The following is a 26,404-nucleotide window of genomic DNA, read 5'->3' as shown; positions in this document are numbered from 1 at the left end:
GATATCACGACTGCCTGGTTGCAACAGCCAGCGTGCAGTCGACAAGCGGTATGTTTTGGGTAAGTGACATAGTCAGCGGTGGGAGTGCCGGCGATATTGGCCGGTAAAGGGTGTCGCGTTGTTGCAGGGTACGACCACAACGGCTGCTGATGACATGCAGGCTGGATGGTGTCTGCAGTTGGCCGTTGTTGCCACCAGCCGCGCGGGTGATGGACTCATACATCAGGGTTCCGCCCAGGTCGTTGGCGCCTACCTGCAGGCATAGAGCTGCACCATCGTTACCCATCTTGACCCAGGAGGTTTGGATATTCGGCAGGACAGAGTCCAGCACCAGCCGGCTGACGGCATGCATCAACAGGCATTCACGTAGGGTCGGGCCGGAGCGAGCAAGCCCCTTGTGCCAGATGGGTGACTCCATATGCACGAAGGGCAACGGAACGAATTCGGTAAAGCCCCCGGTTTGCGCCTGCAGGTCATGGATCGCCAACAGATGGCGGGCCCAGTTTTGAGGCGTGTCGAGGTGGCCAAACATGATGGTGGCTGTGCTGCGTATTCCGCAACGGTGGGCTGTGCGCATGACCTCAAGCCATTCCTGGGTGGAGAGCTTGTCGGAGCACAGTCTGGCCCGGACCGGGTCATCAAGTATTTCCGCTGCGGTGCCTGGCAGTGTACGCAGGCCAGCGTCATACAGTTGCTGCAGGTAGTCGTGCAGTGATAACCCGAGTGTCTGGGCGCCCTGTTTGATTTCAAGAGGTGAGAAGGCGTGCACATGCATGTCCGGCACGACCTCTTTGACCGCCTTGACCAGGCTCAAGTAAGTCTCACCGGTAAACGCGGGGTGGATTCCGCCTTGCATGCAGACTTCCCGCGCGCCCTGTTGCCAGGCTTCTTTGGCGCGCTCGGCGACTTGTTGCGGTGTCAGCAAATAGGCTGGGCCACGTAACTGGTTGGCCGTTCGGCCTTTGGCAAAAGCGCAGAATCCGCAGCGGAAAAGGCAGATGTTGGTGTAATTGATATTGCAGTTGTTCACAAAGGTGACATTGTCACCACAGCTAGCCTGACGCAGAGCATCGGCCTGGTGGAAGATCGCCTGCAGGTCGGCACCCTCGGCCTGGAACAAGGTGACAATGTCCTGTTCGGTCAAACGCTGATGGTTGGCAGCCCGGGCCAGGATGTCGGTAATCTGCAAATTGGTACTGGCGGGGCCAAGGCCGTTGAGCAGGCGATGGGCGGCGCCGACGGGCAACGGTTTGCCACTACCGGGATACCATTGTTCGCCACGTGCATAACCTCGACTATCGCTGTTGCGGCGAATGGCCCGCGCCATCTCCGGGGCTGCCCAGCGATCAACTTCACGGACAAAGGCTGGAACCAGCGGCAGACGCTGAAGCAGGTGGCGACCAGAGCGTGCTGTTTCAACTGCCAACTGCTCTATTTGTGGCCAGGCCGCCTCGGGATTGACATGGTCCAGGGTGACGGGGGAGATCCCACCCCAGTCATTTACACCGGCGCTCAACAGTTGCCCCAAGGCTTCCGGGCGTAAGTTCGGTGGCGCCTGGATTGACATCTGTGAACCAAAGGCCAGTCGCGCCATGGCAATCGTCCATAACTGCTCATCCAAGTCGGGTTCGCCGGCCGATGCCATGCGGGTACCCGGTTTGGCCCGGAAGTTCTGAATGATGAGTTCCTGAAGATGGCCGTATTGCTCCTGCAGGCTGCGGAGTTCGAGTAAGGCCTCTAAACGTTCGGTACGCGTTTCACCAATACCTATGAGCAAGCCTGAAGTGATGGGAGCGCCTTGCTGACCTGCACTGCGCAGGGTGTCCAGGCGTACCTGGGGATGTTTGTCCGGGCAGTTCCAGTGTGCCCCGCCCGGCTCGCACAGACGTTGCGCGGTGGTTTCCAGCATGATTCCCAGGGAGGCTGACACAGCATGTAGTGGCACCACCTCATGCGGGTGCATGGTGCCTGGATTAATATGCGGCAGCAGTCCGGTCTCGTGGTAGACCAGATCAGCCATTGCCGCCAGATACTCCAGGGTAGTGGCGTAGCCGAGCTCAGCCAGTGCCTGGCGAGCCTGCTGATAGCGCAGTTCGGGCCTTTCTCCCAGGGTGAAAAGCGCCTCATGACAACCTTGTGCGGCCCCGGCTCGAGCGATCTCAAGAACCTCATCAGGGCTCAGGTAGGCTGAGGTCAGTTTTTTCGGTGAGGTGGCAAAGGTGCAATAGCCGCAGGTGTTTCGACATAGACGTGTCAGGGGAATGAACACCTTGCGCGAGTAGCCGACCAGTTGACCATGCCCCGCTAGGGTGAGCTCTTGCGCACAGGCCATCAGCGCGCTTAACGGGGCCTTTTCACCCAGAAGCATGAGTTCGTCGCGGCCGAGGCGTACGTCTTGACGCAATTGATTCAACAAAGTGCCGACAGTTTCCATGAGGATGAACTCCCGAAGCGTGTGGTATGAGCGAAGAGGGCGGCGGTCTCGCTGCCCAGCGCCGTTAAGTCGTCAAGAGTGTCGATGTCAAGGCCAAGCCCCTGACGACGCACAAGCGCTGGCTGGATATGCAGGTCATTGGCCCCAGCGACATGGCAGCGCAGGCTGGTGTTACCAAACTGGAAATCGAACGGCAGGTCTGTGGGCAGGTAGAGCGCATTGGTGCCCTGATCAAGCTTGTCCGGGGCAATTCCCAGACCCTGTTGGCGACCTTGTTCGATCAAGGCATCGATATCATCTGCACGGATCAACGGTAGATCGGCATGCAGAATGACCAGCTCTTGCGCTCCCTTCTGGCGCAGCACGCTGCGCGCTTGTTTCAGCGCCGGGTTTAGTCCGGGCTGGCGCTCCTGCAGAATCAGCAGGTCCGATCTGGGGGGAAGCCGGCTGCCAACCAGTGCGACGGCATCGACATGAGCACAGGACCTGGCAGCGTCTATGACCCTATCGAGCATGTGGTCGATCAATGCTTGCCGTTGTTGCCGCGTCAGGTGTGGCATCAGCCGGCTTTTGCTGAGACAGGTATTTTTAAGCGGAATAAGGGCCCAGCAGCTCATGTCCAGGTCTCCACGAGCTGCGGCAGTGACAGCCAGCTTCTGGACTGGGGGCTGTTCTGGTACGTGGTGACTTTGTGGGTGTTGAGCATGAGGTAACTCCCTGGTTACCTCCATTCAAACAACTGAATTTGCTCGGTTCTACTCGCTTTCGGTATCTTTTTTGATTCGAGTGAGTTTTAAAAAAATATTTATTTTCAAGTGGTTACATCTGATTTTTGCGGGGCGGTGCTGGTTTTATGAAAAAGCTCGGTTTTGGTTCTTCGCTTGTTTGAGTTCAGAGGCAAAGTTCAGGCAGGCGTGAGCCAGTTGGCACCGATCGTCGTTGTTCTGCATCAAGGTGTTGGTCACTAGGGTAGGTAATGGCAGTGTGTGGGCCAGGGTTTGTTCGCTGTAATCGATCACAAGACCATCCAGGCAATCGGCATAGTGGTTGGCAATGCTGGCAGAGCTAACCTGGATGCTCAGTTCGCGCATTATCTTGTCCGTAGGTCCTTTGATCGCCTTGCGGTTGACGAGAGGGGATACAGCAATAACCGGAGCTCGCGTGTTCCTTAATGCTTCTCGAAATCCAGGAAGTGCCAATATGGGGGCGATGCTCAGATAAGGGTTGGAAGGGCAGATGATCACAGCTTCCAGAGTTTCCTCCTGAAGGGCGGCCAATGCTGCGGGTGCAGGCTGTGCCGCGTCTGCTCCGGTATATTCAAGCGCATGAACCTGCGGCAGGCAGCGCTCCTTGACAAAATAATGCTGGAAATCGAGCTGGCCGGCATCAGTATGAACCCGAGTGGGCACGGGGTCGTCTGACATCGGTGTGATCCGCGCCTGTATGCTCAGACGTTCGGCCTGGTACTGGGTGATCTGGGTCAGCGTTGAGCCCTGACGCAGACGATGGCTACGTGAAAGATGCATAGCCAGATCACGGTCACCCAACTGAAACCAATCGGCTTCACCTAGTTGCGACAGCGCTTCCATACATAGCCATTGCTCTCCATCGCGGCCCCAGCCGGTTGCGGGGTTGGCCAGGCCTGACAAGGTGTAGAGCAGGGTGTCGATGTCGGGACTGATGTGCAGTCCCAGGTGCTCGAAGTCATCTCCGGTATTGACCACGATCTGCAACTGCCAGTCAGGCAGGATTGAATAAAGACCATGGGCCAGCTTGGCCCCGCCGACGCCACCGCTTAAAGCCAGGACCCGGGGGCAGGACTGGGTGCTCATTGAAACAGATCCATTTCCGGTGGCCGCAGTAGGGCCCGGCAGTCTACCTCCGGAGCCTGTGTCATGAGCCCACAGACCAGCGCAGCCGGTACCCCTTCTTCGGCCTCACCCATAACCCGTCCCGCAGCGGCGGCGACGGCATCGGCAAAGGCGATCTGAGTGACTTGCAGAGTCCGCCCATGGCGATCAGCGGTGTTGCGACGATCAATTAGTGCAGGGATACCGGCACTGGCCAGGGCGATATTGACCACGCCTTGACGCCAGGGACGACCGAAGCTGTCGCTGATAATTATCCCGGCCAAAGGACACTCGAGTTTGCGCAGTTGCTCGAGCAAGTGACGGGCTGATGCATGCGGATCTTCAGGAAGCAGCAGGGCGAGATCACGACCCTGCATTGGAATATTCGACTGATCGATACCCGCATTGGCCATGACGTAGCCCAGCCGGTGGCGAACGATGATGAGACCGGGAACAGCGCGAACCACTTCGCTGGACTCTGCAAGGATCAGACTGATCATGCGCGGATCCTTGCCGGTTACTCTGGCTAGTTCAAGCGCTTGGGCATCAGGCGTTATCTCGGCAAGATCGACGTAGCGGCCCTCGGCCTTGGAAATGATCTTTTGTGCCAACACCAGCAGCGGTGAGCTGCCCCAGTCCACGGTTTCGGTTTGCAGTCGAGCTGCGAGCAGGTCGGCCAGCTCGGTACCAGGGCTGATTTCCGGCAGTCCAACCAGAGGGACGACATGCATGGCGAACTCCTGTTTCTAGCCCAGTTTTCCCGCGTCGAGTTCGCCGGTGATACGAATGCCGGCACCATCGGCAGCGTAGTGCTTGTTCATGAAGATCAGCACAGAAGTCAGCGCTTCGGCAGCGACTGAGTTGGCCAAAGCGCCTGCATGCAAGCCGCGTAGACCGGTCGCATTGGCAAGTTCAACCACTACCTTGCGCGCTTCAAGGTCATCACCAAATACCAGTACATCACCTTCCAGTTTGTGCGCGCTGGCCAACTTGTGGGCTGCCACATTGTGGAAGGCCGACACAACGCGTACGTTTTCTCCAGCGACCAGTTGAGCGCGTTGGGCGGCTGAGCCCTCAGCGGGCATCTGCACGCGCATTACCTTGGGTGGTAGCAGAGGCACCGTGGTGTCTAGCAGTATCTTCCCGGCTAGCGCCGGACGAACCTCTTCGATGGCATCTGTCTGATTGGCGAAGGGCACCGCCAGCACGATGATTTCGGCCTGCTCGGCTGTGTCCTGATTGCTGCCAAAGCGTATCTCTGTGCCAAGCGTAGTGGACATTTCCTCGGCTCTCTGACGGGCCTTTGCGGCATCCCGTGAACCGAGTATCACTCGGTGCCCGGCCTTTGCCCAGCGCGCTGCCAGAGCGTTGCCGAGGTTACCTGTGCCGCCCAGGATGCCGATTGTGTAGATGCGTGCAGTCATGCCTTGTCTCCTGGCAATGATCGTTGTTTAGATTGGTTTCTAAAGAACCTTAGAGGGCCAGCACGGTTTCAGTGGCTGACCGGATAGCACCCTCGATGTATCCCAGGTTGCTGCAATCACCAATGCTCTGAACCGGTTTACCGGTCTTGCCCAGCGCTATGCTCAAACTCTCATCCGGGCCGGCGCCCAATGCCAGCACCACTGAGTCCATGGCAAGCTGCTGTTGATTCCCCTTGTCGTCCAGGTAGTGCACCTGAGCCTGGTCAATGCTGATAACCTTGGTCTGGGTGAGCATTGACACCTTATGCTGGTGCAGGTTGTCCAGCACTCGCCAGCGGCGCACGATAGATAACTCACGCCCCAGGCTCTCGCTGGGTTCAAGAATGGTGACCTGGCGGCCACGCTCGACTAGGAATTCCGCCAACTCGAGTCCGACCAACCCACCTCCGATAATGACTACCTGTTTGCCCAGAGGCATCCACAGTTTGGACAACTGTTTCAGCGCGTCGGTACTGTTGTTGGCTCCGGTCAGGCTGCCAGCCTTCATCAGGGTACGCTGGGTCAGAGAGAGCTTGGCCTTGGCGATTTCGTCGGCGCCGTCGCCGGTCATCAGGCGGCGTAACTCGTCACCACTCCATACATGTTTGGCTGTAGCGCCCGGAATATTCGGTGCGGCACGCTTGGCGCCATTGGCAACCAGAATATGGTCGGGATTCAATTGCTCGACCAATTCGGCTGTGGCTGTGGTGTTGAGTCTGATATCGATCGGCAATTGCTTGACCTGGTGAACCAGATTGTCCAGTAGTGCGCCGTTCTCGGGGTAGGCCAATGCTGCGAAGAACAGCGTTCCGCCAAGGCGGTTGCTGCGCTCGACCAGCGTTACCCTGTGTCCGCGCAGACTAGCCAGACGAGCGGCTTCCAGCCCGGCCGGACCTGCGCCGACCACAAGAATATGCCTGGGTGATTCGCTGGGGGTGATTACCCGCTGGTACTCATGGCCGGTAAAGGGATTGACTGCACATTTGACCCGTTCGTTGACGAATATCTGGCTGACGCAGACATAACAGTAGATGCAGGGGCGAATCGAGGCGGCATCATTGCGTGCCAGCTTGTTGGGCAGTTCAGGGTCGGCCAGCATCTTGCGGGCCATGGCGACAAAATCGCACTGCCCATTGGCAATGGCCTTTTCAGCTACCTCTGGCTCCAGACGACCAACGGCGATTACGGGAACCTTGACGGCCTGTTTGACCTCTGCGGCCCAGTCGAGGAAGCCGGCAGGCTTTTGTACCAGGGGGGCTTCGGTAAAGGCGACGCCAGTCTTGATGGTGGCGTAGGCCGAAACCGACACTGCGTCGGCACCGGCTGCCTCGGCCATGCGGGCAAAAGCCTTGCACTCATCCAGGGTGATACCACCTTCGGTGTGCAGTTCCTTGGCGTCCAGGCGTAGCCACACACCAAACGTATCACCAGTTCGGCTACGAACTTCGCGCAGAATCTCCAGCATCAGACGGGCACGGTTCTCGATGCTGCCACCGTATTCGTCCTCGCGCTTGTTGTAGTAGGGGGAAAGAAAACCGGCAATGATGTAGCTGTGAGCCGCATGGATCTCGACACCATCGAAACCTGCCTGCTGCGCGCGCGCGGCGGCGCTGGCGAACCACTCGACCATCTGCTCGATATCGGGCTTTTGCATCACCCGGATGGTTGGACGCCCAGCTCCTTTGTTGCCACTGATAAAGTTGCCGAGCTCCTCTGGAGTGAGGGCCGCCATCATGTCGGTCTTCAATGGCGGAGGCATGGAGGGTACCCACAGCTCACGGCCTTCGGCCAGGTCGCGCGTGGCAGTTTTGCCCGCGTGCTGCAACTGCATGGCAATCTTGGCGCCGTGCTGGTGTACCCGCTCGGCGAGACGCTGCAGGCCCGGTATGAACCGGTCATCGGAAACCCCAACCTGGAACGGTTCGGCGGTGCCGGCCGGAAAGGCCACGGCACAGACACCCATGATCAGCAAGCCGGCACCGCCTGCGGCACGTGCCTCATAGTAGGCCTGGATACGCTCGCCACAGGTGCCGTCGGCTTCGGCGAAATTCGAACCCATCGGTGCCATGATGATGCGGTTGCGTAGCGACAGTTTGCCGATATTGCCTGGCGCAAGAAGGTGTTTGTAGGACATGAAACTTACCTCGAAGCCGCACTGGGCAGTGCGGCATGGGAGTTGAGGGTCAGGCGTTGCCCAGAAAATCGAGGCACTGGCGATTGAATAGTGACTGATGCTCAACCTGCACCCAGTGCCCACAACGGTTGAGCATGGTGAAGCGGGCATTGGGTGCGTTGTCGAGGATCTTGAAACTGCCCGATGGGGGGTTGAACAGATCGTTGGTACCCCAGAAGCCAAGAATGGGTGCCTGGATTTCATGCAGACGCTTGGTCATGTTGGGCACCATCATGGTGGAGAACAGATTGGCTGGCTGGGTTACCGCAACGGCTACCCGCTCTGCCAGCAGACTGTCCTGCAACTGGCTGCTGTCAAACAGTTGCAAGGTCATGACCTGACGCATCTGCTCAATGCCCATCGGTCCCTGGCTGTAGACTTCGACCATGCGTGAAATGCCTTCCATCTGAAAGTAGGTCTCACGTTCTTCAACTCCCCCCGGGGCCATGAGAATAAGTTTCTCGATCAGCTCGGGGTGGGCAAGTGCTGCGCCTAACGCGATGGCGCCGCCCAGCGAGTTGCCAAGCAGTGTCGCCTTGGGGATGCCAATCTTGTCCAGCAGGGCTTTCAGGTTACCGACAAAGAAATCCAGATCGTAATTGACGTTGTCCGGTTTGTCCGACCGGCCAAAGCCTGGGAGATCAAGCACGATATTGCGAAAGCCGGCTTTCTCGAACGCTGGGTAGTTGCCCTTGAAGTTGCTGAAGCCGCTGGCGCCTGGGCCACTACCGTGCAGCCAGACCACCACCGGGCCGGTGCCGATATCCAGGTAGTGCAGGGTCAGACCATTGTCCAGAGTAACGAATTCGCCAGTAGGCAGTGGTAGATCTTGTTGAGTATGAGATGACATGCGCTTGACTCCGAATAATCAGGCTGTGGCTGTTTGAGTTGCAATCGAATCTGCTGGTGTTGCTACCTGCTGGCGATAGCGAGGAATGGCGTAAGCAAAGCAGATGCAGGTAATAGCCAGTAAGCCAATAGTGCTGGCCAGGGCATAGCGCAGCGCCTCGGAACCGATAGTCAGGGTGAAGAAATCACTCAGAATGCCGACCACCAGAGGGCCCAGTCCTACACCTAGCAAGGTGATGCCCATGAAGAAAATAGCTGTGCCCTGGGCCAGTTTGTGGGCAGGGAACAGGTGGCTCATTGAGCCGAAGCAGGGCACCGTCCACCAGGTGCCGAAGAATGCAAAGCCCAGGTAGAAGAAGAATGCGGTGGGCACGGCAATCTCACCCAGCATGAAGGCAGTTCCGGCCGGCCAAAGGAAGAACAGCAGGCCGAAGGGAATGCTGATAACAGTGCCTAGCAGTGCTGTACCCAACTGCCAGCCAGTATCCTTGTTGACCATTCGGTCGGTGAACCAGCCACAAGCCAGGGTTCCGACAACGGACATCATGCCGCCGCCCAGCCCCATCAGAATCCCCGCCTCTTTGAGGCTGAGTCCGTGGGAGCGGATCAGGAAGCTGGGATTCCAGGTGCCAATGGCATAGCCAGCGATAGCAGCAACGCTGCCGGCAGTCACAATCAGCAGATATGACGGGGTGCGGGTCAGGGAGCGGACCGTCTTGGCGAAGGACTCTTGCGGGAGGCTGGCATCGCTGGCCGTTCTGGTGGGAGCTCTGACAGTCAATGCCAGAATAAGACCCAGCAATACGCCTGGTGCGCCGATGATGATGAATGCCCAGCGCCAACCATACATTTCGGCGATCCAGCCGCCGGCCCCCAGGCCGAATACGGCACCCAGAGCGGGTCCCATAAGGAAAACGGCGAGTGCGCGTGAACGCTGATTGGCTGGGTAAAGGTCGGAAATCATCGCGACCGAGGGTGCTGAGCCACCGGCTTCACCGACGGCTACACCGATACGGAACAGCAGTAGCATCGCGAAGCTGGTAGCTACACCGCACAGCATGGTCATCAGGCTCCAGGCGATACAGGCCATGGCCACGACGGGTTTGCGTCCGATGCGATCGGCCAAACGGCTGAAGGGTAATCCGAACACGGTGTAGAACAGAGCAAACGCTACGCCGGAGAGTAGCCCGATCAACGTATCGGAGACACCAAACTCAAGCTTGATTGGTTCGATCAGAATAGAAACCAGCAGACGATCTATGTAATTGAAGATATAGATTATCGCCAGGATCAGCAGCGCGTAGTGCGTATGCCATGTGACTTTGTGATTGTTGGTGGACACGTCGAGGACTCCGGATTTTTATCATTTGCTCGATAGTCCCTATTGTCATGATCGCCGGCATCGTCCGTTCAGACCATTGAGATCATGGTGGTGCTGAAAGGTCAAGCATCCTTTAAAAGCCTTAGTCTCAACGGACGATGTTGGGCCTTGTCGGCCAATCAATCATAGCTGCAACCGTCAACGGGTTGACCCTGTGTCAGCCAATGAGGAGCAGCCATGAAACTCAATAACAAGATTGCCTTCGTGACCGGCGCCGCCCAAGGTATGGGTGCTGCCATCGTTCGCGAGTTTGTCCAGCAAGGCGCCACCGTCTATGCCGCTGATATCAATGAGCAGGCCATTGTAGCCAGTGTGGCTGAGCTGAATGGCAAGGCCCGCGCACTGGTGTGCAATGTCATGGACGAGGCCTCGGTTCAGGCTGCCATGCAGCGTATCACTGAAGAGGTGGGGCGCCTGGATATTCTTGTCAATAATGCCGGTACCGGTTCGGTTGACAGTTTCCTGGATACCCCGGTCGAGCACTGGGATCGGGTGGTCGGCGTCAATCTCAAGGGTAGTTTCCTGTGTGCTCGTGAAGCCGCCCGGCTGATGGTGGCGAAGGAAACCGCAGGAACCATCATCAATTTCTCCAGCACCGGTGCCGTGACCGGTGAAGGCCCAAGCCACTACGTAGCCTCTAAGGCTGGCGTCATGGGGCTGACTCGCAGTTTGGCGCGAGAGCTGGCGCCCTACCGTATCCGCGTCAACACCATCGTTCCAGGCCCAACCGATACCCCGATGATGGCAGGTATTCCGGATGAGTGGATGCAGTCGATGATTGCGGCCATTCCTTTGGGTCGCCTCGGCCAACCTGTCGAGATTGCTCGTGCCGCGGCCTTCCTGGCCAGCGATGAGGCCAGCTTCATTACCGGTCAGAACATCACCATCAATGGCGGCTCGGCCTTTATCTGAGGAGAACTGTGATGACAGCACGCATGCAGAACAAAGTCTGTTTTGTAACCGGTGGTGGTTCGGGTATCGGCGCCGCTACTGCCCGAAAAATGGCGGCAGAGGGCGGCATCGTGGTGATTTGTGGTCGCCGGGAAGAGCCTTTGAAGACAGTAGTGGCCCAGATCGAACAGGCAGGAGGCAAGGCCGCGTATCGGGTTGCTGATGTCAGCGATGAGAAGGCTTTTGTCGCAGCCATCGAGTCCACTGCAGCCGAGTATGGCCGCCTGGATGTCATGGTCAACAACGCCATGGCCTACACCTGGGGCGGGGTTGATCAGATGAGTACTCAGGATTGGCATGTCAATTTTGCCACTACGGTGGACGGCACATTCTGGGGTACCCGCACGGCCATGAAGCTGATGAAGCCACAGGGTGGTGGGGCCATCGTCAATATCGCTTCGATCTGCGGTGTGTTTGGTACCGCCTGGATGTCCGGTTACTCAGCAGCCAAGGCTGCTGTGATCAATTTCAGCCGTGCCGTGGCCTCCGAAGGGGCGCCAGTCAATGTGCGCTGCAATGTGGTCGTGCCGGGCGTGGTAGCGACCCCCGCGACTGCCGGCATGCTGGGCGACGACAAATCCAGGACCAACACTGAAAAGCTGATCCCGATGGGCCGTGTTGGCGAGGCCGATGAGTTGGCCAATGCGGTGTTCTTCCTGGCATCGGATGAAGCCTCCTACATCACCGGGGCCAGCCTGGCCGTGGATGGCGGCCGCAGCTCGGACCTTTACACCGTACTCGAATGACAGGGCGGGCCATGGGCCCGCACCTGCCCGAAAAAGGCAAAAGTATGGATCAGAACACCTTTGCACAGCGACTGGATCGGCTCGAATCGATTGAAGCGATTCGTCAGTTGGCCGGCAAGTATTCATTGTCACTGGACATGCGCGATCTGGATGCCCATGTGAGTCTGTTTGCGCCTGACATTCGCGTGGGGCGGGAAAAGGTTGGTCGTGCCCACCTCAAGGCCTGGGTCGATGACACGCTGCGGCATCAATTTACCGGCACCTCGCATCACCTGGGGCAACACATCATTGAGTTCGTCGATGCCGACAATGCTGTTGGCGTTGTGTACTCCAAGAACGAGCATGAGACTGGTGCCGAGTGGGTCATCATGCAGATGCTCTACTGGGATGACTATCAGCGCATCGACGGTCAGTGGTATTTCCGCCGACGGCTGCCTTGCTACTGGTACGCGACGGATCTCAACAAACCGCCGATCGGTGACATGAAAATGCGCTGGCCGGGACGTGAACCTTACCACGGCACATTCCATGATCTGTTTCCGTCCTGGAAGTCGTTCTGGGCAACCAGTCCCGAGCGCGATCAGCTACCTGAAGTAGCCGAACCAGCACCGCTGGAAAACTTTCTGCGGCAAATGCGGGGTGATACCCCAGCGCCGAAGATTCGTGTGCGCTGAGGGGATGCTGATGAACGCATTATTGCAACCTGTCCGTTTTGGTGAGCTTGAGCTGAACAACCGCATCGTCATGGCGCCGATGACGCGCAGCCGCGCGGATGACCAGGCAATACCCACGGCGATCATGGTCGACTACTACGCGCAGCGTGCCAGTGCTGGCCTGATTGTCGCTGAGGGGACATCACCCTCGGCTGACGGGTTGGGCTATTGCCGAACTCCGGCCATTTATAACAGCCAGCAGATTGCCGCCTGGCGTCGAGTGACTGATGCCGTCCATGCGCGAGGCGGGAAGATCGTGCTGCAGTTGATGCACTGTGGGCGCGCGGCTACAAGCCACAACAAGCCAGCTGGCAGTCGCACAGTGGCCCCTTCGGCGGTGCAGGCCAACATCGAATTGTTCACGGATGCAATCGGTATGGCAGCGGCTGATATGCCCCATGCCTTGAGTCGTGAAGAAATCCGTCAGGTGATTGCCGACTACCGTCAGGCAGCAATCAATGCTCGCGAGGCTGGATTTGACGGGGTTGAACTGCATTGTACCAGTGGCTATCTGCCGATGCAGTTCATGTCGGAAAACGCCAACCAGCGCACTGATGAGTACGGCGGCAGTGTCGAGAACCGGGTCCGCTTTACCCATGAAGTGCTGGCCAGTATGGCTGAGGCCATCGGTGCGGGGCGGGTTGGGCTGAGATTTTGTCCTGGCAACAAGTTCAACGATATCGAAGATAGCGACCCAACTGCGACGCTTGATGTGCTGTTGCATGTTATCGACGGCATGAACCTGGCGTATCTGCACATCATGCGTGCGCATACCCGCAAGGTCGACGCCTTTGCTGTAGCTCGTGCCCGGTTCAAGGGCGCTTTGATCGTCAATGACGGGTTTGAGCCTGACAGTGCTGAAGCAGCCATTACCCAAGGGCAGGCGGACGCTGTGTCATTCGGGCGACATTTCATTGCCAATCCCGATCTGGTTGAGCGTATCCGCGATCAACTGCCGTTGGCTCCGTTTGAGCGCAAGACCCTGTATTCCCCTGGACCTGAGGGATACACCGACTACCCCCGGTATAGCCAGAATCCTGTGGAGGAAAATGCATGAGTGCACATGGCCTAGTCGAACAAGAACAACAAACCCTGCCAGCACATATTCCCAGTCGTGAGCAAACCCAGGCCAAGCTGGATTTGCGTTCGGCCGCTGCAACGCGGATCAAGCCTGCGGATCACTATACGCTGGCTGATCGTCTCGAACAGCAGGCGGCAGCTCATGCTGAAAAGGATTTCCTGATCTACAACGGCTGTCATTTCAGCTACCAGGCGGTGGATGAAAAGGCCAATCAATACGCTGAGGTATTCATCCAGCGCGGACTGCGGGCCGGTGATGTCTGTGCTATGGCCATGGAGAACCGTCCCGACTTTTTCTTTTGCTGGTTTGCGCTGGCCAAGATCGGGGTCACAACCGCATTCATCAATTACCACCTGACAGGTAAGCCACTGCTGCATGCATTGCAAAGCACCGGCGCCAAGGCTGTGGTGGTTGGCGAAGAGTGCCTGGGAGTGTTCCTGGAAACCGAGGGCGTTGAACACTATCCATGCTGGCTGGTGCCAGATGCAGAAAAGCCTGCCGCCGGACAGTTGCCGAGCAGCATTGACCAGAGCTTCTATCCCGCTATTGACGCAGCCAGTGTCAAGCAGCCGGACCGGCAGTTGCGGGCTGGCGTCAAGGCTGAGGATGACATGCTCTACATCTTCACCTCGGGTACTACCGGCCTGCCCAAGGCGGCCAGATACAGCCACATGCGCTGGATGACCTCAGGGGATGTCATGCAGGTGTCTCTGGCAACTCGGCCCGAAGATGTCTTCTATTGCTGCCTGCCGTTGTACCACGGCGCAGCCGCTACCTCGGTGACTTCAACTGCTCTGGCTTCCGGTGCGTCCATCGTGTTTCGACGCAAGTTCAGTGCCAGCGCGTTCTGGAGTGATGTACGCGACAACCACGTAACCATTTTCCAGTACATCGGCGAGATCTGCCGTTACCTGTTGAACAAGCCGGCACAGTCCGGAGATCGTCAGCACATCCTGCGTTGCATGCTTGGCGCTGGTTTGAGCAAGGATGTCTGGACCCGCTGGCTGGAGCGTTTTGGGCCGATTGAAGTATTCGAGGGCTGGGGCTCAACCGAGGCTAATGCCGCAACCATCAATCTGGATAACCATGTCGGCTCCTGCGGGCGAGTGCCTTTCTGGGACAAGACCAACCTCCGACTGCTCAAGTTCGATACCCAGACCCAGACCCATGTGCGCGATGAGCATGGGCGTTATGTGCATTGTCAGCCGGGAGAGGTGGGTGAGGCTGTTGGCTTTATTGTTGATCATCCAGAAATCGGCGCTGGTCGTTTCGAGGGCTATACCTCGGCTGAGGCTACCGAGAAAAAGATCCTGCGCAACGTCTTCATGGATGGCGATGCCTGGTGGAGTTCGGGTGACCTGCTGCGCTATGACGAAGATGGCTACTGTTATTTCGTCGATCGGATTGGCGATACCTTCCGCTGGAAGAGCGAAAACGTCTCGACTCTGGAAGTGGCTGATGCCCTAGGTGATTTCCCGGGCATGGAGCTGATCAATATCTACGGTGTCCGGGTGCCGGGGCATGAAGGGCGTGCCGGTATGGCTGCAATATTGATGCAACCTGGGCATGTTTTTGATCCGCAGGCTTTCCACTCGTTCGCCTGTAGTCGCGTGCCGCATTATGCCGTGCCGGTATTTGTCCGCGTATCTGCCATGGCTGATATGACCAGCACTTTCAAGCTGCGCAAAGTTGACCTGCAGCGTCAGGGTTACAACCCGGAGCTGTTCGACGACCCTCTCTACATCAAGGACGACACCGATCAGTGCTACGTGCTCTATAGCCCAGAGGCTCTGGCGCGTAACGGCCTGCCTGCCTTCGATGGAGAATCAGCGTGAGCGAGATCAGCCTGCAGACTCGGGAGGCGCAGGTGGGCCTGCGCTTCCCCTGGGACCGTGCACCCGATGCCGGAGAGGTCATGCAGGTGGCTGAAGGGATGCTATGGCTGCGTATGCCGCTGCCGTTCGGCCTGGATCATATCAATTTGTATCTGCTGCAGCATGAGCATGGCTGGGTGGTTGTCGATACCGGGCTGAACACCCCGCAGAGCCATTCTGTTTGGGAGCAGGTGTTGAGTGGCGCATTAGAGAGCAAGCCGATCCTGGCAGTGATCGCCACGCATTGTCACTACGACCATACCGGCATGCTCGCCTGGCTGAGTGATCGCTTCCAGTGCCCGGTCTACATGACCTTCGGGGAGTACAGCTCAATTCTACAGCCCAATCCCAAAGATGCTGAAACGCCATGGCAGTTCCAGCAGTTCTATCTTCGGGCCGGGTTGGAGGCTGAGCAGGTACAGCAGTTGCTCGGCGCGGTCAGTGACACTTTCTTCAGTAATGAGGCGCCGCACAGTTACCGGCGTTTGCGTGATGGCGACATTCTCAAGATCGGCCGGCGTCACTGGCGTGTGGTGGTCGGATCGGGTCACTCGCCTGAACACGCATGCCTGTACAGCGAAGAGGATCAAATGCTGTTGTCCGGCGATCAGGTGTTGCCGCGCATTACCTCAAGTATCTGCATCACCGTAACGGAGCCTGAGGCTAACCCCTTAGGTGAATGGCTGGCTTCGATCAAGCGTTTTCGCAACCTGCCGGACAGCGTTCTGGTTTTCCCTGCCCATGAACTGCCGTTCTACGGGCTGCATCACCGGCTGCAGCAGTTGCAACAACATCACGAACGTCATCTTGATCTGCTCAGTGAGGCGCTCGAAACGCCACAGGGAGTGGACCAGTGTCGTGCCGTGCTTTTCCCGCGGGTGCGCAACAGTTTTGATCTGCTGATGGCCATCGGGGAGACCCAAGCACATCTGAATTTCCTTATGGAAGAGGGAGTCCTGCATCGCGAACTGCACAACGAGGCCTGGGTATACAGCCTCAGACGCAGTGACGGTCAGGCTTTCGCTTTGCCAGAAGACATTCACGTGTAACACACCCCACAGGAAGGGTTTATTCAACCTGAATCGATAGGAGCAGTTATGAACAACAATAACAAGAAGAGTACGCGTCGTGCGTCGGCTACTTTCGCCTTTGCCTCCCTGGCTCTGGCAGTTGCTGCTGTCTCTTCCACCAGCGTGCACGCGGGTGAACCCATCAACTTTTCCAATGGTGCTACTCTCGATTGGACAGTGACAACTGGTTACGGCATCGGTGTCCGTATGCGCAGCCAGGACTCTAAACTGATCGACAACATCAATGCCGATGATGGCAACCGCAACTTTGATCGTCACTCACTGACCACCAACCGGCTCAGTGTGCTGGGTGAGATGATCTATCGCCAGGACAACTATGGCGCGGTGCTTCGCGCCAGTACCTTTTATGATCATGTGTATCACAGCAAGAATGACAATGACTCTCCTGGTACTATCAATAAGTCAGGCCGTAACGACCGCTTTACCAGTGATGCCAAAAAGTATTCTGGTGGCCAGACGCGCTTTCTTGATGCTTATGTGTTTGCCGATTTCGATTTGCCAAGTGATCAGGGGTTAAGCGTAAAAGCCGGGCGACACATGGTTGCCTGGGGCGAAGGTTTGTTCTATCCCGGCGTAAACGGCGTACAGGGACCTGTCAACGTAGTTAACTCCGGCCAGCCAGGTGTTGAGGTAAAGGATATTCTATTGCCTGTGGGGCAGGTTTCGGCAGCCTGGTCAGTTACACCGGATTTTGGCCTTGAGGCATATTACCAATATGAGTGGAAAGGTAATGAGCTAAATCCTGTAGGTTCCTACTTGTCAACCACTGATGTTGTGGGCCCAGGTCGCGAGTTTATTCTGGTAAATCTGGCGCCCGGATTCAATACTCAGATTAACTATGCGGGTACCAATAAGCCACGTTCCAGTGGCCAATATGGTGTACGGGCGATGTACCGACCTAACCTGGATTGGGAACTTGGGCTTTTCCACGTTCGTTATCATGATCGTAATCCTGCAGGAATCTCACAGGGTGGTTTTGGTTTGAACCCCATCAGTCCTTTTTTGCCAACTACCTACCAGGTTGAGTATTACGAAGATATAAAGTTGACTGGGATGAGTGTCTCTACTCGTTGGGGTGACACACAAATTGGCGGCGAGTGGTCCTATCGTACAGGTGCACCTATCAACGTGATGACTCAAGGTGGGCCTTCAGCTACAACAGGGGCAGGACAGCAAATGCAGTTGAGTTTTATTCACGCATTAGGGCATATGCCATGGGCTAGCTCGACAACCTTTGTTGGTGAAATTGTTCATCAACGGGCCAATAGTGTGGATCGCCACCCAGGTGGTAGTAAGGATTTTACCTACAAAACTGATACTGCATGGCAGACCAAGTCAGCAACTGCTTACACGCTTCAGGCTGTTCTGTCTTACCCAGGTATCTTCTCTGGTTGGGACCTCAATGTACCAATCAACTGGTCACATGTTGTTGAAGGAGCAACACCTCTGACTGGGACTATTGCTGCAGGTCAGGATGATAAGCGTCTCTCGGTTGGTATGACTTTCCGTAGATTGAACAATCTTGAGCTGAGTACTACATATACCGCTTATCTGAGTTCAGCCAACCCTGAAAGACGTCGGAATTTATCTGATCGCGACAATATCACTTTTGGTGCCAAATATTCCTTTTAATAGAGTTGTATTTCTCAGGCATCTAAGTCGGCACCTGTAGTCTGATTGGACGATGAGTCCAAGATGCCGTTGATCATAATGATGAAGATACAACACCAGTGGAGACAAAAATAATGAGTAAACATGGTGCGGTAATTGCTCTTGCGGCTGCTGTTAGTCTGGCTATTTCAAGCTTGGCCAATGCAGCTGTATCTCCTGAAGAAGCAGCTCGCCTCGGACAGGATCTGACGTGTGTCGGTGCAGAACGCGCAGGCAATGCCGATGGGTCAATTCCCGAATTTACTGGGAAATATGTTGGTGTGGTTCCTGGCTGGGAGCCTGAACCCAATAGTGGTGAGCATCCAGTGGATCCCTTTGCTGACGATCCTGTGCTTCTTGAAATTAACGCCTCAAATTACAAGAATCACTTGGAAAACTTGACTGACGGTCAGGTTGCCATGTTTGAGCGCTATCCAGAAACCTACGTCATCAACGTTTATCAAGGCCGACGTGATTTTGCGTATCCGGAATTTGTTTGCGAGCGTGCCAAGTGGAATGCATTGAATGCTCAGCTGACGCATGATGGCATGGGCATCAGCGCCAAAGGCTTTATACCTTTCCCGATTCCTAAAAATGGTTATGAGTTGAAGTGGAATCATCAGGTTCCATTTCGCTCAACGACCCAGGATGAGACGAGAGATATCGGCGCAGTTACAGCCAATGGTAATATTAGCTGGGGGCGTTCACACGGTATTTGCCTGAACTCGGGTAATTTTGCCGATCGTGAAGTCATGACAGATCAGTCGCCTGGTGTTATGGCCTACTGCTCCACACAGGTGCTGTTGCCATTGCGCGAACGTGGCAATATGTCGATGAACCACGAGCCGTTCAACTGGGCTACATCAGCACGGACAGCCTGGTCTTACAATACCGGTACCCGTCGTGTGCGTTTGGCACCCGGTTACGGCTTTGATCAGCCTATGCCGGGAAGTAACGGGACTATGACGATTGATGAGGACCGTTTGTTCAATGGCTCTCCTGAGCGTTATGACTGGACGTTGGTTGGTAAACGCGAAATTTATGTACCTGCCAATGCCTATAAGCTGAACTCAAAAGAAACATCCTATGATGAGCTTCTTACCGTTAATCACCCGAACCCTGAATTTCTTCGCTATGAAAAACGCCGTGTCTGGGTTCTGGAAGCGAAGTTGAAGCCAACGAGTCGCCATTTGTATTCGCGTCGCGTGTTGTTTATCGATGAGGATACTTGGCATGGCGTCATGGCTGACAATTATGATACTCGCGGTAATCTGTGGAAGCATGGTGTTTTGAGTTACTACTACCACCCAGATACCAGTGCATGGCAAGCTGGCACGTCTTTCTATCATGACCTGAATAGTAGCTCCTACGTTGGATACTCAATGACGATGGATCGTGATCAGGGTCCTATTCTGAATCGTAATGATTTGACTCCGGCCATGTTTACTCCAGACCGTTTGCGTGCCATGGGGCGTTAATTGAGTCATTTTGACTGCTAATTAAGCGGCGCCTAGTGCGTCGCTTTTTTTTAAGCTAGAGGCGTTTGTTATGAGAGTTTTTAAGAAGGTATTGCTGCTTTTCATTGCATCAATAACCAGTCTGTGCGTTGGCGCTTTGAGTGCGGGTCAAGATAATAGTTACAATGGCTTCGAGATGAGAGCTGAGGTATTTAAAAAATACCCTTCGGTGCTTGAGGCATTAACATCAAACTCTAATATTGGCTTTGGCGGTGCTTTTTCACATGCGATTGCTAATAATATGCACAGCAGGACGAATCCCAAAGCCATTCAAGATGCATATGATTTGCTTGAAGTGAAAGCCTATGGTGATGGTGTCTGGTTGTTGCGTTTTCCTTTTGTCAATGTGGCTGTTTTTGAAACCAGTGAAGGGCTGGTGCTTGTTGATGCTGCTTATGCCCCGGCAGGGCCGGCTTTGCTTGATGCGGTCAGGGAAATAAGTGACAAGAAGGTACACTCAATTATTATCACCCATCATCATGCAGATCATGCCTACGGGGCTTGGTCAATTATAGAGGCTGGAGATAATCCAGAGATTATCACTACGTCTGACTATATGTATGAGATGTATCTTGATACTAAGCTTGCATCTCACACACTTGTTGGTTTGAATAACCAGCATCCGGCTAATGTGCCGAGATCAGTAAATGACGTTTTACAGCCAACGATTACCTTCAATGGTGAAATGGAGTACATTGTTGGTGAGACTACCTTTAATCTGTATAGTGCCCGTGGCGAAACGGCTGATCACTTATGGGTTCATGTGCCAATGCATGATTTAGTTGTTAGTGCTGATTTGTGGCAACCTTTTTTACCAAATGCAGGCAATGGAAAACGCCGGCAAAGGTATGTTGGGGACTGGGCTGCTGCTTTGAGGTCAATGATCTCGCTAAAGCCAAATGTTTTACTCCCTATGCACGGCCCGGTGATGCTCGGTTTTGAAGAAATTGAAGATAAGCTAAGTGCGACTGCTTTGGTGTTCGAATCGGCTGTTGATCAGGTCACAGAAGGCCTTAATTCAGGTTTGCGTCGTGATCAAATTGTTGAAAAAATGCAAATGCCTAATGAGTTAGCTGGTCGTCCAGATATGGCTGAGACCTATAATCGGTTTAGTGATATTGGTAAAACTGTTTTCAAGGAATATAACGGTTGGTGGGACGGTGTTCCGTCGAACTTTAGTCAGCCCGATTATTCGTCTAAAGCATCAGCCTTGGCTGAGATGTCAGGAGGGCGAAATGAGTTTCTGGGTATCGTAAGGAGTGTTGCGGACAGCGATATCAAGCTGGCTAGCTACTTTGCTGACATTGTCTATTATGCGTGGCCTGAAGATTCTGCTGTATTGAATCTTGCGCTTGATGTTTATGCTAAAAGGATAACGCCTGATGTTCCAACTCAGGAGTTAACAATCTATCTTTCTCATATGGCAGAGCTTATGCATAAGCTCAAATTGCTGGAAGCTGTTCAGTTAGCCGGTGATGATAATTAGTGATTGGTAGTATTCTTTGGGTGTGCCCGCTTGTTTAGCGGGCATTTTTCATTCTTTATGAGTCTTTAAGATCTGCGACTCAAGCTGCCTGCTGAGAACGCTGGAGTTTAATCGTACTATGGTTGGTGTGTATGGGTTTCCTGAGACTGTTCGCGTCCAGCCTTGCTGCATGTCACTGTAACTCATTTTTAGCATGTGCCAGCGCGGATTGATATCAGTGTTTTGGTTTTCTGAAGCTATGCTGTTTATTTCTTGGTCTAATATGATAACCAGGTCGCTAAGGTGGGTCGTATAGTAGCTTTGTGATCTATTGTTGGTTTGTGGTGCCAGTCCAACATGGCTTTTATATACATAGCGCATGGCAAGATAGCTGTTTATTAATATGCTTGCGTAGCGCTTGTCTTGCTCTGAATTGTTCAGTTGTTCTAAGGTCTGGTTAAGCACAAGGTAGGCTTCGCTAAGGTCATGTGTGCTCGGCACCTGGCCTGTTTGAAGATTTTCTATCATGTCCACGAGGTTTTTTATATGCTGGGCTAAAGGTAGATTGTCAGTAGCACCTTCTTTATCCTTTTGCGGTGCCGCTCTTTCAAGGCTTTGCAAGCTTTGTTGAAAATCATTAAGTTCACGACGCTGCAAGCCTTCGGCTTGCATCTGTAAGAGCAGCGTGAACGAGTGCATGCTTTCACGTTGCAGTACGATATTCTGAGGAAGGCTGTCGGCCATTGCCGCAGAGCTGATCGAGGTAGTCAGTGCTAGAGCGCCAATTAGTGTTCTTATCATGCTTTCTTCCTTGTTGCGTATTTTCTTAAGGTACTAATCAGCTTAGCTGACAGGCTCATGGGATGATCGGACAAATTGGTTGCATCAACCTCGTCCGTTTGGAAAGCATGATTAATTTGCGTATGTAAGCCTTATGGACGATGAAGCAGCGCATTTCGCGTCTGACAATGCCTGCTGTCTGAAACAATAACACCTGCTATGCGTTCCAAAACGCCTGACAAGGGGAAGAGCATGGGTTTGAAAGGTACAGCGGCAATTGTCGGCGCCGCGCAATACAAGCCTGAAAAATACGCCACTGCGCCGCAGATGTTCCATTTGGAGCAAGTGGCGGACCTGGCGGCGCAGGCATTGGCCGATGCGGGCCTTAAGGCTAGTGATATCGATGGTTTGTGCATCAATGGGCCTCATTTTCATGAGGCCTCGAGCTTTGTTCCTGCCATGGCGGCCGAGTATCTCGGAATCGCGGTGAATTTTGCCGAAGTCGTCGATCTTGGTGGCACAACCGCCGTTGGCATGATCTGGCGGGCGGCGGCTGCGATTGAACTCGGCATTTGTCAGGCGGTACTGTGTGTGATTCCTCAGCGTATGGCCCCGTTCGGGCCGGACGATGACCCCTCGGCCATGGCGCGGGCCATGCGCTTTGGTGGGCATAGTACCCAGTATGGGGCGCCTGAGGCGGAATTCGATCTGCCCTATGGCCACATGGGCCAGAACACCGGCTATGCCATGATTGCCCAGCGCTATGCGGCCCAGTATGGCTACGATCAGCGCGCGATGGCCAAAATCGCGGTTGATCAGCGGATGAGTGCCCAGGCCCACCCGGATGCAATTTTCCGGGGGCAGCCATTGACTATTGAGGATGTGCTCAATAGCAAAATGGTGGCTGATCCCTTGCACATCCTGGAGATCGTGATGCCGGTGGCGGGGGGCGCTGCAGTGATTGTCGCCTCCAAGGAAGTGGCGCTGCGCTCGAAGGGGCGGCCTGCTTACATTACCGGGTTTGGTGAGCGTCTGGGTTATAAGTCTCCCAGCTATTCTCCTGATATGACTGAGACCCCTGTCGGGCCAGCGGCGCGTAGCGCCTTTGCCATGGCCGGAATGCGTCCTTCCGATATGCATGCCGCACAGATATACGACTGCTACACGATTACCGTACTGCTGAGTCTTGAGGATGCAGGATTCTGTCCCAAGGGGGAGGGGATGCGCTTCGTGCTGGAGAATGATCTGACCTATAAAGGCAACTTCCCGATGAACACGCATGGTGGCCAGCTCAGCTTTGGTCAGGCTGGATCTGCCGGAGGCTTTTCGCAGGTCGTCGAAGCCTACCAGCAGATCGCCGGCAAGGCCGAAGAGCGGCAGCTCAAGGTCTGCGATCAGGTGTTTGTTTCTGGCACCGGTGGTGTTATGAGTGAGCAAGGCGCATTGATTCTGCAGGGGGCTTGAAGCATGTCTAACAAACCAATGCCGCTGGCAACTGCCATTTCCGCACCTTTCTGGGATGGCTTGAAAGCCGGCAAGATTTTGTTGCAGCAATGCAATAGCTGCCAGCAGTGGACCTTTTACCCACGCCGTCACTGCAGTCACTGCCTGTCCCATGAGCTGAGCTGGCGTGAAGTGGATGGTCGCGGCACGCTTTATACCTATACCGTAGCCCGGGTGCCGACCTTGCCTGAGTTTGCAGGCCCAGAGCCACAAATTCTGGCTGTGGTTGAGTTGGAGCAGGGTGTGCGACTCAATACAACGCTGGTAGGGCTTCAGCCTGAGGCGCTCAAGGTGGGTATGGCGCTCAAGCCGGTACGAGCACGGGTCAAAGAGGATGGAACCGTACTGCTACGTTATACCAGCGTGGATGTAGATCTAATCGAGCTAGATGAAGTCCTCAAGGCGCCGCCGCAACCCTCGGCTGATGCAGGGCCTGCCAAGCGAAAAATTGATGTCAAGGATATCGAGGCGCTCAAGGCGCTGGTTTCTGAGACCTTCAGTGACTGGAGTAGCCAGGTACTGGTTGATCAGTCGCTGATCAATGATTTTGCTGCGCTGTCTGGTGATGATTATTGGATTCACACCGACCCGGAGCGAGCCCGCAAGGACGGACCTTTTGGCGGAACCATCGCGCACGGCGCCCTGGTTCAGGTGCTGATGTCGCGGATGCAAGTGCCATTGGATTTTGAGGTTACCGGTTTCAACAATATGGTCAATTACGGCTCAGAGCGTTTGCGTTTTCCAAGCCCGGTACCTGCTGGCTCGCTGATTCATGCCAGGTCGCGGGTCAAGTCGGTAGAGGTTCTGCCGCGTGGTACTCAGATGGTGATGGAAATCAATGTTCATGTGGTTGGGCAGGAGCGCCCTGCTGTGATCAATGACCTGGTCATTCTCTACATGTGAAGCCTCCGTTGTGCTGACTGGTCACCTGCAGGGTGACTCTCCTTTCCGCCCCTGTTCTGCAGGGGCGGTTTTTTTGTTGCATCGTGAAGGTATTTTCGCTGGATTCAGGCTTTAGTCTCAACGGACGATGATGCACTGCAGGTGCCGCGCAACAATCCTCATAAGCCCGAAAAGCAATGAATGAGGAGTGGCGGCATGAGTGAAATTCGCGCATTGAGCTATTTCGTCGCGCAGATCGATGATCTGCAGAAGTGGCGGGATTACGCCGAAAATGTGCTGGGTATGATGACCAGCGACGCGCCCGGTGGCGGTCTTTACATCAAGATGGATGATCGCCCCTTCCGCATGTTGGTGCTGGAAGGGGCTCCAGACCAGTATCTGGCGTCGGGTTGGGAGCTGGCCAGCAAGTCCGCCTTCGATGCAATGTTGGCCAGGCTACAGGCTCTGGATGTCGAGTACCGCGTGCAAGACGCCGAATTCTGTCGGCAGCGTGGTGTTAACGAGGCTGTGGTCCTGCACGACCCCTGCGGCAACCGCCATGAGTTGACCTGGGGCTATCTGTCCGATTGTGCGCCTTTCGTTTCGCCGCAAGGGGTGCCGCGATTTCTTACTGGCGATATGGGGCTTGGTCATACTGTGCTGCCAGCCCCTAACTTCGACGCCTGCGCCTCGTTCTATCGGGATGTGCTGGGTTTCGAGATTTCCGACATCTTCAACTTCCGCCCGGACCCGAGCGGTCCAGCGATTCGTATCCACTTCCTGCACTGCGCCAACGCTCGCCACCATAGCCTGGCGATTGCCGAGTACGACGTGCCGAGCAAGTGCGTACACGTCATGGTTGAGGTGGACTCAATGACCGAAGTTGGTCGTGCTCATGATCGGCGGATCGCCCAGGGTGTTCCGCTTTCTGCGACCTTGGGTCAACACCTCAACGACAAGATGACCTCTTTCTACATGAAAACGCCCTCGGGCTTCGATCTGGAGTATGGCTGGGGTGGGCTGCAAGTCGACTGGGACAAGCACACCGCCTTTGAATTCACCAGCGTCAGCATCTGGGGACACGACTTCGGTGTCGGCCAGCAGGGGGAGCAGCAATGAACAAATTGATGACCGTGGCCGATGTCGTGGGCCAGCTGCGTGATGGCATGACCATCGGTTTTGGTGGCTGGGGGCCGCGCCGCAAGCCGATGGCAATCGTCAGGGAAATTCTGCGTTCGGATGTCAAGGACCTGACGGTGGTCGCCTATGGTGGTCCTGAGGTCGGCATGCTCTGTGCCGCCGGCAAGGTCAGGAAACTGATCTTTGGCTTTGCCACCATGGATGCCATTCCGCTCGAACCGTACTTCCGCAAGGCTCGACAGGCAGGAACGCTGGACGTGATGGAGCTGGATGAGGGGCTGTTCCAGTGGGGGCTCAAGGCCGCGGCCATGCGCCTGCCTTTTCTGCCAGCCCGGGCGGGGCTGGCGACTGATGTGCTGACCCACAATCCTGAGCTGAAAACCATTGCCTCGCCATATGCCGATGGTGAAGTGCTGCTGGCTATGCCCGCTCTGAACCTGGACGTCGCCTTTGTTCACGTCAATTGCGCCGACCGTTTGGGTAATACCCTGATAACCGGGCATGACGCCTATTTCGACCAGCATTTTGCCCGGGCTGCCCAGCAGTGTTTTGTCAGTGCCGAAACGGTTGTGGAGCGTCTGGAAATGGATGCCTCAACAGCTCGTTTGAGTACCTTCGAGCGCTCGCTGGTTACCGGTGTGGTGGAGGCCCCATTGGGGGCGCATCCGACTTACTGCGGGCCAGAGTATGGCTGGGATCTGCAGCACCTCAAGGCGTATAGCGATAGTGCCGGTGAAGAAGGTGGCTGGCAGCGCTATCTGGAAACATACGTGAACTGCAGCGATGCCGACTACCTCGAGCGCAATGGTGGCGCCGAGCGCATCAGTGGCCTGCCCCTGCCGATTTTCTGAGGAGACGACG

22 protein-coding genes are annotated in these 26,404 nt (G+C 55.5%); 13 read left to right on the top strand and 9 right to left on the bottom strand.

All coding sequences use genetic code 11. The features are described from left to right. Positions 1 to 4: 4 nt before the first annotated feature. The 8 genes from cofH to BVH74_RS17740 form a co-directional block, all read right to left on the bottom strand. The gene (gene cofH / locus BVH74_RS17775; RefSeq protein WP_080051395.1) at positions 5 to 2,434 is read right to left on the bottom strand and encodes a 5-amino-6-(D-ribitylamino)uracil--L-tyrosine 4-hydroxyphenyl transferase CofH; all 2,430 of its coding nucleotides are present in this window, start codon (positions 2,432 to 2,434) and stop codon (positions 5 to 7) included. Beyond that, positions 2,410 to 3,051, bottom strand: coding sequence for a 2-phospho-L-lactate guanylyltransferase (cofC, locus tag BVH74_RS17770; RefSeq protein WP_177344554.1), 642 nt, complete (start codon positions 3,049 to 3,051; stop codon positions 2,410 to 2,412). Before cofC ends, cofH begins: the two co-directional genes overlap by 25 nt. 234 nt (positions 3,052 to 3,285) lie before the next feature. Next, positions 3,286 to 4,266, bottom strand: a complete 981-nt coding sequence (gene cofD / locus BVH74_RS17765; RefSeq protein WP_080051393.1) for a 2-phospho-L-lactate transferase — start codon at positions 4,264 to 4,266, stop codon at positions 3,286 to 3,288. Further along, the gene (cofE, locus tag BVH74_RS17760) at positions 4,263 to 5,015 is read right to left on the bottom strand and encodes a coenzyme F420-0:L-glutamate ligase (RefSeq protein WP_080051392.1); all 753 of its coding nucleotides are present in this window, start codon (positions 5,013 to 5,015) and stop codon (positions 4,263 to 4,265) included. Before cofE ends, cofD begins: the two co-directional genes overlap by 4 nt. 15 nt (positions 5,016 to 5,030) lie before the next feature. Continuing rightward, positions 5,031 to 5,708, bottom strand: coding sequence for an NADPH-dependent F420 reductase (gene npdG / locus BVH74_RS17755; RefSeq protein WP_080051391.1), 678 nt, complete (start codon positions 5,706 to 5,708; stop codon positions 5,031 to 5,033). 49 nt (positions 5,709 to 5,757) lie between these two features. Continuing rightward, positions 5,758 to 7,881, bottom strand: a complete 2,124-nt coding sequence (locus tag BVH74_RS17750) for an oxidoreductase (RefSeq protein ID WP_080051390.1) — start codon at positions 7,879 to 7,881, stop codon at positions 5,758 to 5,760. A 49-nt stretch (positions 7,882 to 7,930) separates the two neighbouring features. Further along, on the bottom strand, positions 7,931 to 8,770 hold the full coding sequence (locus tag BVH74_RS17745) for an alpha/beta fold hydrolase (protein ID WP_080051389.1): 840 nt from the start codon (positions 8,768 to 8,770) through the stop codon (positions 7,931 to 7,933). An 18-nt stretch (positions 8,771 to 8,788) separates the two neighbouring features. After that, on the bottom strand, positions 8,789 to 10,111 hold the full coding sequence (locus BVH74_RS17740) for a spinster family MFS transporter (RefSeq protein WP_080051388.1): 1,323 nt from the start codon (positions 10,109 to 10,111) through the stop codon (positions 8,789 to 8,791). A 216-nt stretch (positions 10,112 to 10,327) separates the two neighbouring features. On the opposite strand from BVH74_RS17740, the gene BVH74_RS17735 reads away from it, so the two are divergent. The 9 genes from BVH74_RS17735 (at position 10,328) to BVH74_RS17695 (ending at position 21,259) form a co-directional block, all read left to right on the top strand. After that, positions 10,328 to 11,062, top strand: a complete 735-nt coding sequence (locus BVH74_RS17735) for an SDR family NAD(P)-dependent oxidoreductase (RefSeq protein ID WP_080051387.1) — start codon at positions 10,328 to 10,330, stop codon at positions 11,060 to 11,062. An 11-nt stretch (positions 11,063 to 11,073) separates the two neighbouring features. Then, positions 11,074 to 11,847: an SDR family NAD(P)-dependent oxidoreductase gene (locus BVH74_RS17730; RefSeq protein WP_080051386.1), complete on the top strand. Its 774-nt coding sequence runs from the start codon at positions 11,074 to 11,076 to the stop codon at positions 11,845 to 11,847. Positions 11,848 to 11,891: 44 nt separating this feature from the next. Further along, complete coding sequence (locus BVH74_RS17725) at positions 11,892 to 12,521, top strand: nuclear transport factor 2 family protein (RefSeq protein WP_080051790.1); 630 nt, start codon at positions 11,892 to 11,894, stop codon at positions 12,519 to 12,521. Positions 12,522 to 12,531: 10 nt separating this feature from the next. Next, positions 12,532 to 13,617, top strand: coding sequence for an alkene reductase (locus tag BVH74_RS17720; protein WP_080051789.1), 1,086 nt, complete (start codon positions 12,532 to 12,534; stop codon positions 13,615 to 13,617). Further along, positions 13,614 to 15,476: a long-chain-acyl-CoA synthetase gene (locus tag BVH74_RS17715; RefSeq protein WP_080051385.1), complete on the top strand. Its 1,863-nt coding sequence runs from the start codon at positions 13,614 to 13,616 to the stop codon at positions 15,474 to 15,476. The genes BVH74_RS17720 and BVH74_RS17715 overlap by 4 nt, the downstream gene beginning before the upstream one ends. Next, positions 15,473 to 16,564, top strand: coding sequence for an MBL fold metallo-hydrolase (locus BVH74_RS17710; protein WP_231705539.1), 1,092 nt, complete (start codon positions 15,473 to 15,475; stop codon positions 16,562 to 16,564). Before BVH74_RS17715 ends, BVH74_RS17710 begins: the two co-directional genes overlap by 4 nt. A gap of 48 nt (positions 16,565 to 16,612) precedes the next feature. After that, positions 16,613 to 18,238: a DUF1302 domain-containing protein gene (locus tag BVH74_RS17705; protein WP_080051384.1), complete on the top strand. Its 1,626-nt coding sequence runs from the start codon at positions 16,613 to 16,615 to the stop codon at positions 18,236 to 18,238. 113 nt (positions 18,239 to 18,351) lie between these two features. Next, on the top strand, positions 18,352 to 19,734 hold the full coding sequence (locus BVH74_RS17700; protein WP_080051383.1) for a DUF1329 domain-containing protein: 1,383 nt from the start codon (positions 18,352 to 18,354) through the stop codon (positions 19,732 to 19,734). Between the two features lie 70 nt (positions 19,735 to 19,804). Then, the gene (locus BVH74_RS17695; RefSeq protein ID WP_080051382.1) at positions 19,805 to 21,259 is read left to right on the top strand and encodes an MBL fold metallo-hydrolase; all 1,455 of its coding nucleotides are present in this window, start codon (positions 19,805 to 19,807) and stop codon (positions 21,257 to 21,259) included. A gap of 48 nt (positions 21,260 to 21,307) precedes the next feature. Here BVH74_RS17695 and BVH74_RS17690 read toward each other — a convergent pair whose 3' ends face one another. Continuing rightward, complete coding sequence (locus BVH74_RS17690; protein ID WP_080051381.1) at positions 21,308 to 22,039, bottom strand: hypothetical protein; 732 nt, start codon at positions 22,037 to 22,039, stop codon at positions 21,308 to 21,310. A 231-nt stretch (positions 22,040 to 22,270) separates the two neighbouring features. On the opposite strand from BVH74_RS17690, the gene BVH74_RS17685 reads away from it, so the two are divergent. The 4 genes from BVH74_RS17685 (at position 22,271) to BVH74_RS17670 (ending at position 26,394) form a co-directional block, all read left to right on the top strand. After that, positions 22,271 to 23,482: a thiolase family protein gene (locus tag BVH74_RS17685; RefSeq protein ID WP_080051380.1), complete on the top strand. Its 1,212-nt coding sequence runs from the start codon at positions 22,271 to 22,273 to the stop codon at positions 23,480 to 23,482. A 3-nt stretch (positions 23,483 to 23,485) separates the two neighbouring features. Then, entirely contained in the window at positions 23,486 to 24,424 is a 939-nt protein-coding gene (locus tag BVH74_RS17680) for a bifunctional OB-fold nucleic acid binding domain-containing protein/MaoC family dehydratase (protein WP_080051379.1), read from the top strand. Between the two features lie 195 nt (positions 24,425 to 24,619). After that, entirely contained in the window at positions 24,620 to 25,522 is a 903-nt protein-coding gene (locus tag BVH74_RS17675; protein ID WP_080051378.1) for a VOC family protein, read from the top strand. After that, positions 25,519 to 26,394 (top strand): CoA transferase subunit A, encoded by an 876-nt coding sequence (locus tag BVH74_RS17670; RefSeq protein ID WP_080051377.1) that lies wholly within the window; start codon positions 25,519 to 25,521, stop codon positions 26,392 to 26,394. Before BVH74_RS17675 ends, BVH74_RS17670 begins: the two co-directional genes overlap by 4 nt. Positions 26,395 to 26,404: the final 10 nt, after the last annotated feature.

The organism is Halopseudomonas phragmitis (assembly GCF_002056295.1).
In the GTDB taxonomy this organism is placed as follows: Bacteria; Pseudomonadota; Gammaproteobacteria; order Pseudomonadales; family Pseudomonadaceae; genus Halopseudomonas; species Halopseudomonas phragmitis.
This window is presented reverse-complemented; position numbering and strand designations above follow the sequence as displayed.

Coding starts and splice junctions, on each gene's coding strand:
- BVH74_RS17705 (WP_080051384.1), top strand. CDS start 16,613: ATGAACAACAATAACAAGAAGAGTACGCGTCGTGCGTCGGCTACTTTC.
- BVH74_RS17745 (WP_080051389.1), bottom strand. CDS start 8,770: ATGTCATCTCATACTCAACAAGATCTACCACTGCCTACTGGCGAATTC.
- cofC (WP_177344554.1), bottom strand. CDS start 3,051: ATGAGCTGCTGGGCCCTTATTCCGCTTAAAAATACCTGTCTCAGCAAA.
- cofD (WP_080051393.1), bottom strand. CDS start 4,266: ATGAGCACCCAGTCCTGCCCCCGGGTCCTGGCTTTAAGCGGTGGCGTC.
- BVH74_RS17690 (WP_080051381.1), bottom strand. CDS start 22,039: ATGATAAGAACACTAATTGGCGCTCTAGCACTGACTACCTCGATCAGC.
- BVH74_RS17730 (WP_080051386.1), top strand. CDS start 11,074: ATGACAGCACGCATGCAGAACAAAGTCTGTTTTGTAACCGGTGGTGGT.
- npdG (WP_080051391.1), bottom strand. CDS start 5,708: ATGACTGCACGCATCTACACAATCGGCATCCTGGGCGGCACAGGTAAC.
- BVH74_RS17715 (WP_080051385.1), top strand. CDS start 13,614: ATGAGTGCACATGGCCTAGTCGAACAAGAACAACAAACCCTGCCAGCA.
- BVH74_RS17725 (WP_080051790.1), top strand. CDS start 11,892: ATGGATCAGAACACCTTTGCACAGCGACTGGATCGGCTCGAATCGATT.
- BVH74_RS17735 (WP_080051387.1), top strand. CDS start 10,328: ATGAAACTCAATAACAAGATTGCCTTCGTGACCGGCGCCGCCCAAGGT.
- BVH74_RS17675 (WP_080051378.1), top strand. CDS start 24,620: ATGAGTGAAATTCGCGCATTGAGCTATTTCGTCGCGCAGATCGATGAT.
- BVH74_RS17720 (WP_080051789.1), top strand. CDS start 12,532: ATGAACGCATTATTGCAACCTGTCCGTTTTGGTGAGCTTGAGCTGAAC.
- BVH74_RS17750 (WP_080051390.1), bottom strand. CDS start 7,881: ATGTCCTACAAACACCTTCTTGCGCCAGGCAATATCGGCAAACTGTCG.
- cofE (WP_080051392.1), bottom strand. CDS start 5,015: ATGCATGTCGTCCCTCTGGTTGGACTGCCGGAAATCAGCCCTGGTACC.
- BVH74_RS17700 (WP_080051383.1), top strand. CDS start 18,352: ATGAGTAAACATGGTGCGGTAATTGCTCTTGCGGCTGCTGTTAGTCTG.
- cofH (WP_080051395.1), bottom strand. CDS start 2,434: ATGGAAACTGTCGGCACTTTGTTGAATCAATTGCGTCAAGACGTACGC.
- BVH74_RS17695 (WP_080051382.1), top strand. CDS start 19,805: ATGAGAGTTTTTAAGAAGGTATTGCTGCTTTTCATTGCATCAATAACC.
- BVH74_RS17670 (WP_080051377.1), top strand. CDS start 25,519: ATGAACAAATTGATGACCGTGGCCGATGTCGTGGGCCAGCTGCGTGAT.
- BVH74_RS17680 (WP_080051379.1), top strand. CDS start 23,486: ATGTCTAACAAACCAATGCCGCTGGCAACTGCCATTTCCGCACCTTTC.
- BVH74_RS17685 (WP_080051380.1), top strand. CDS start 22,271: ATGGGTTTGAAAGGTACAGCGGCAATTGTCGGCGCCGCGCAATACAAG.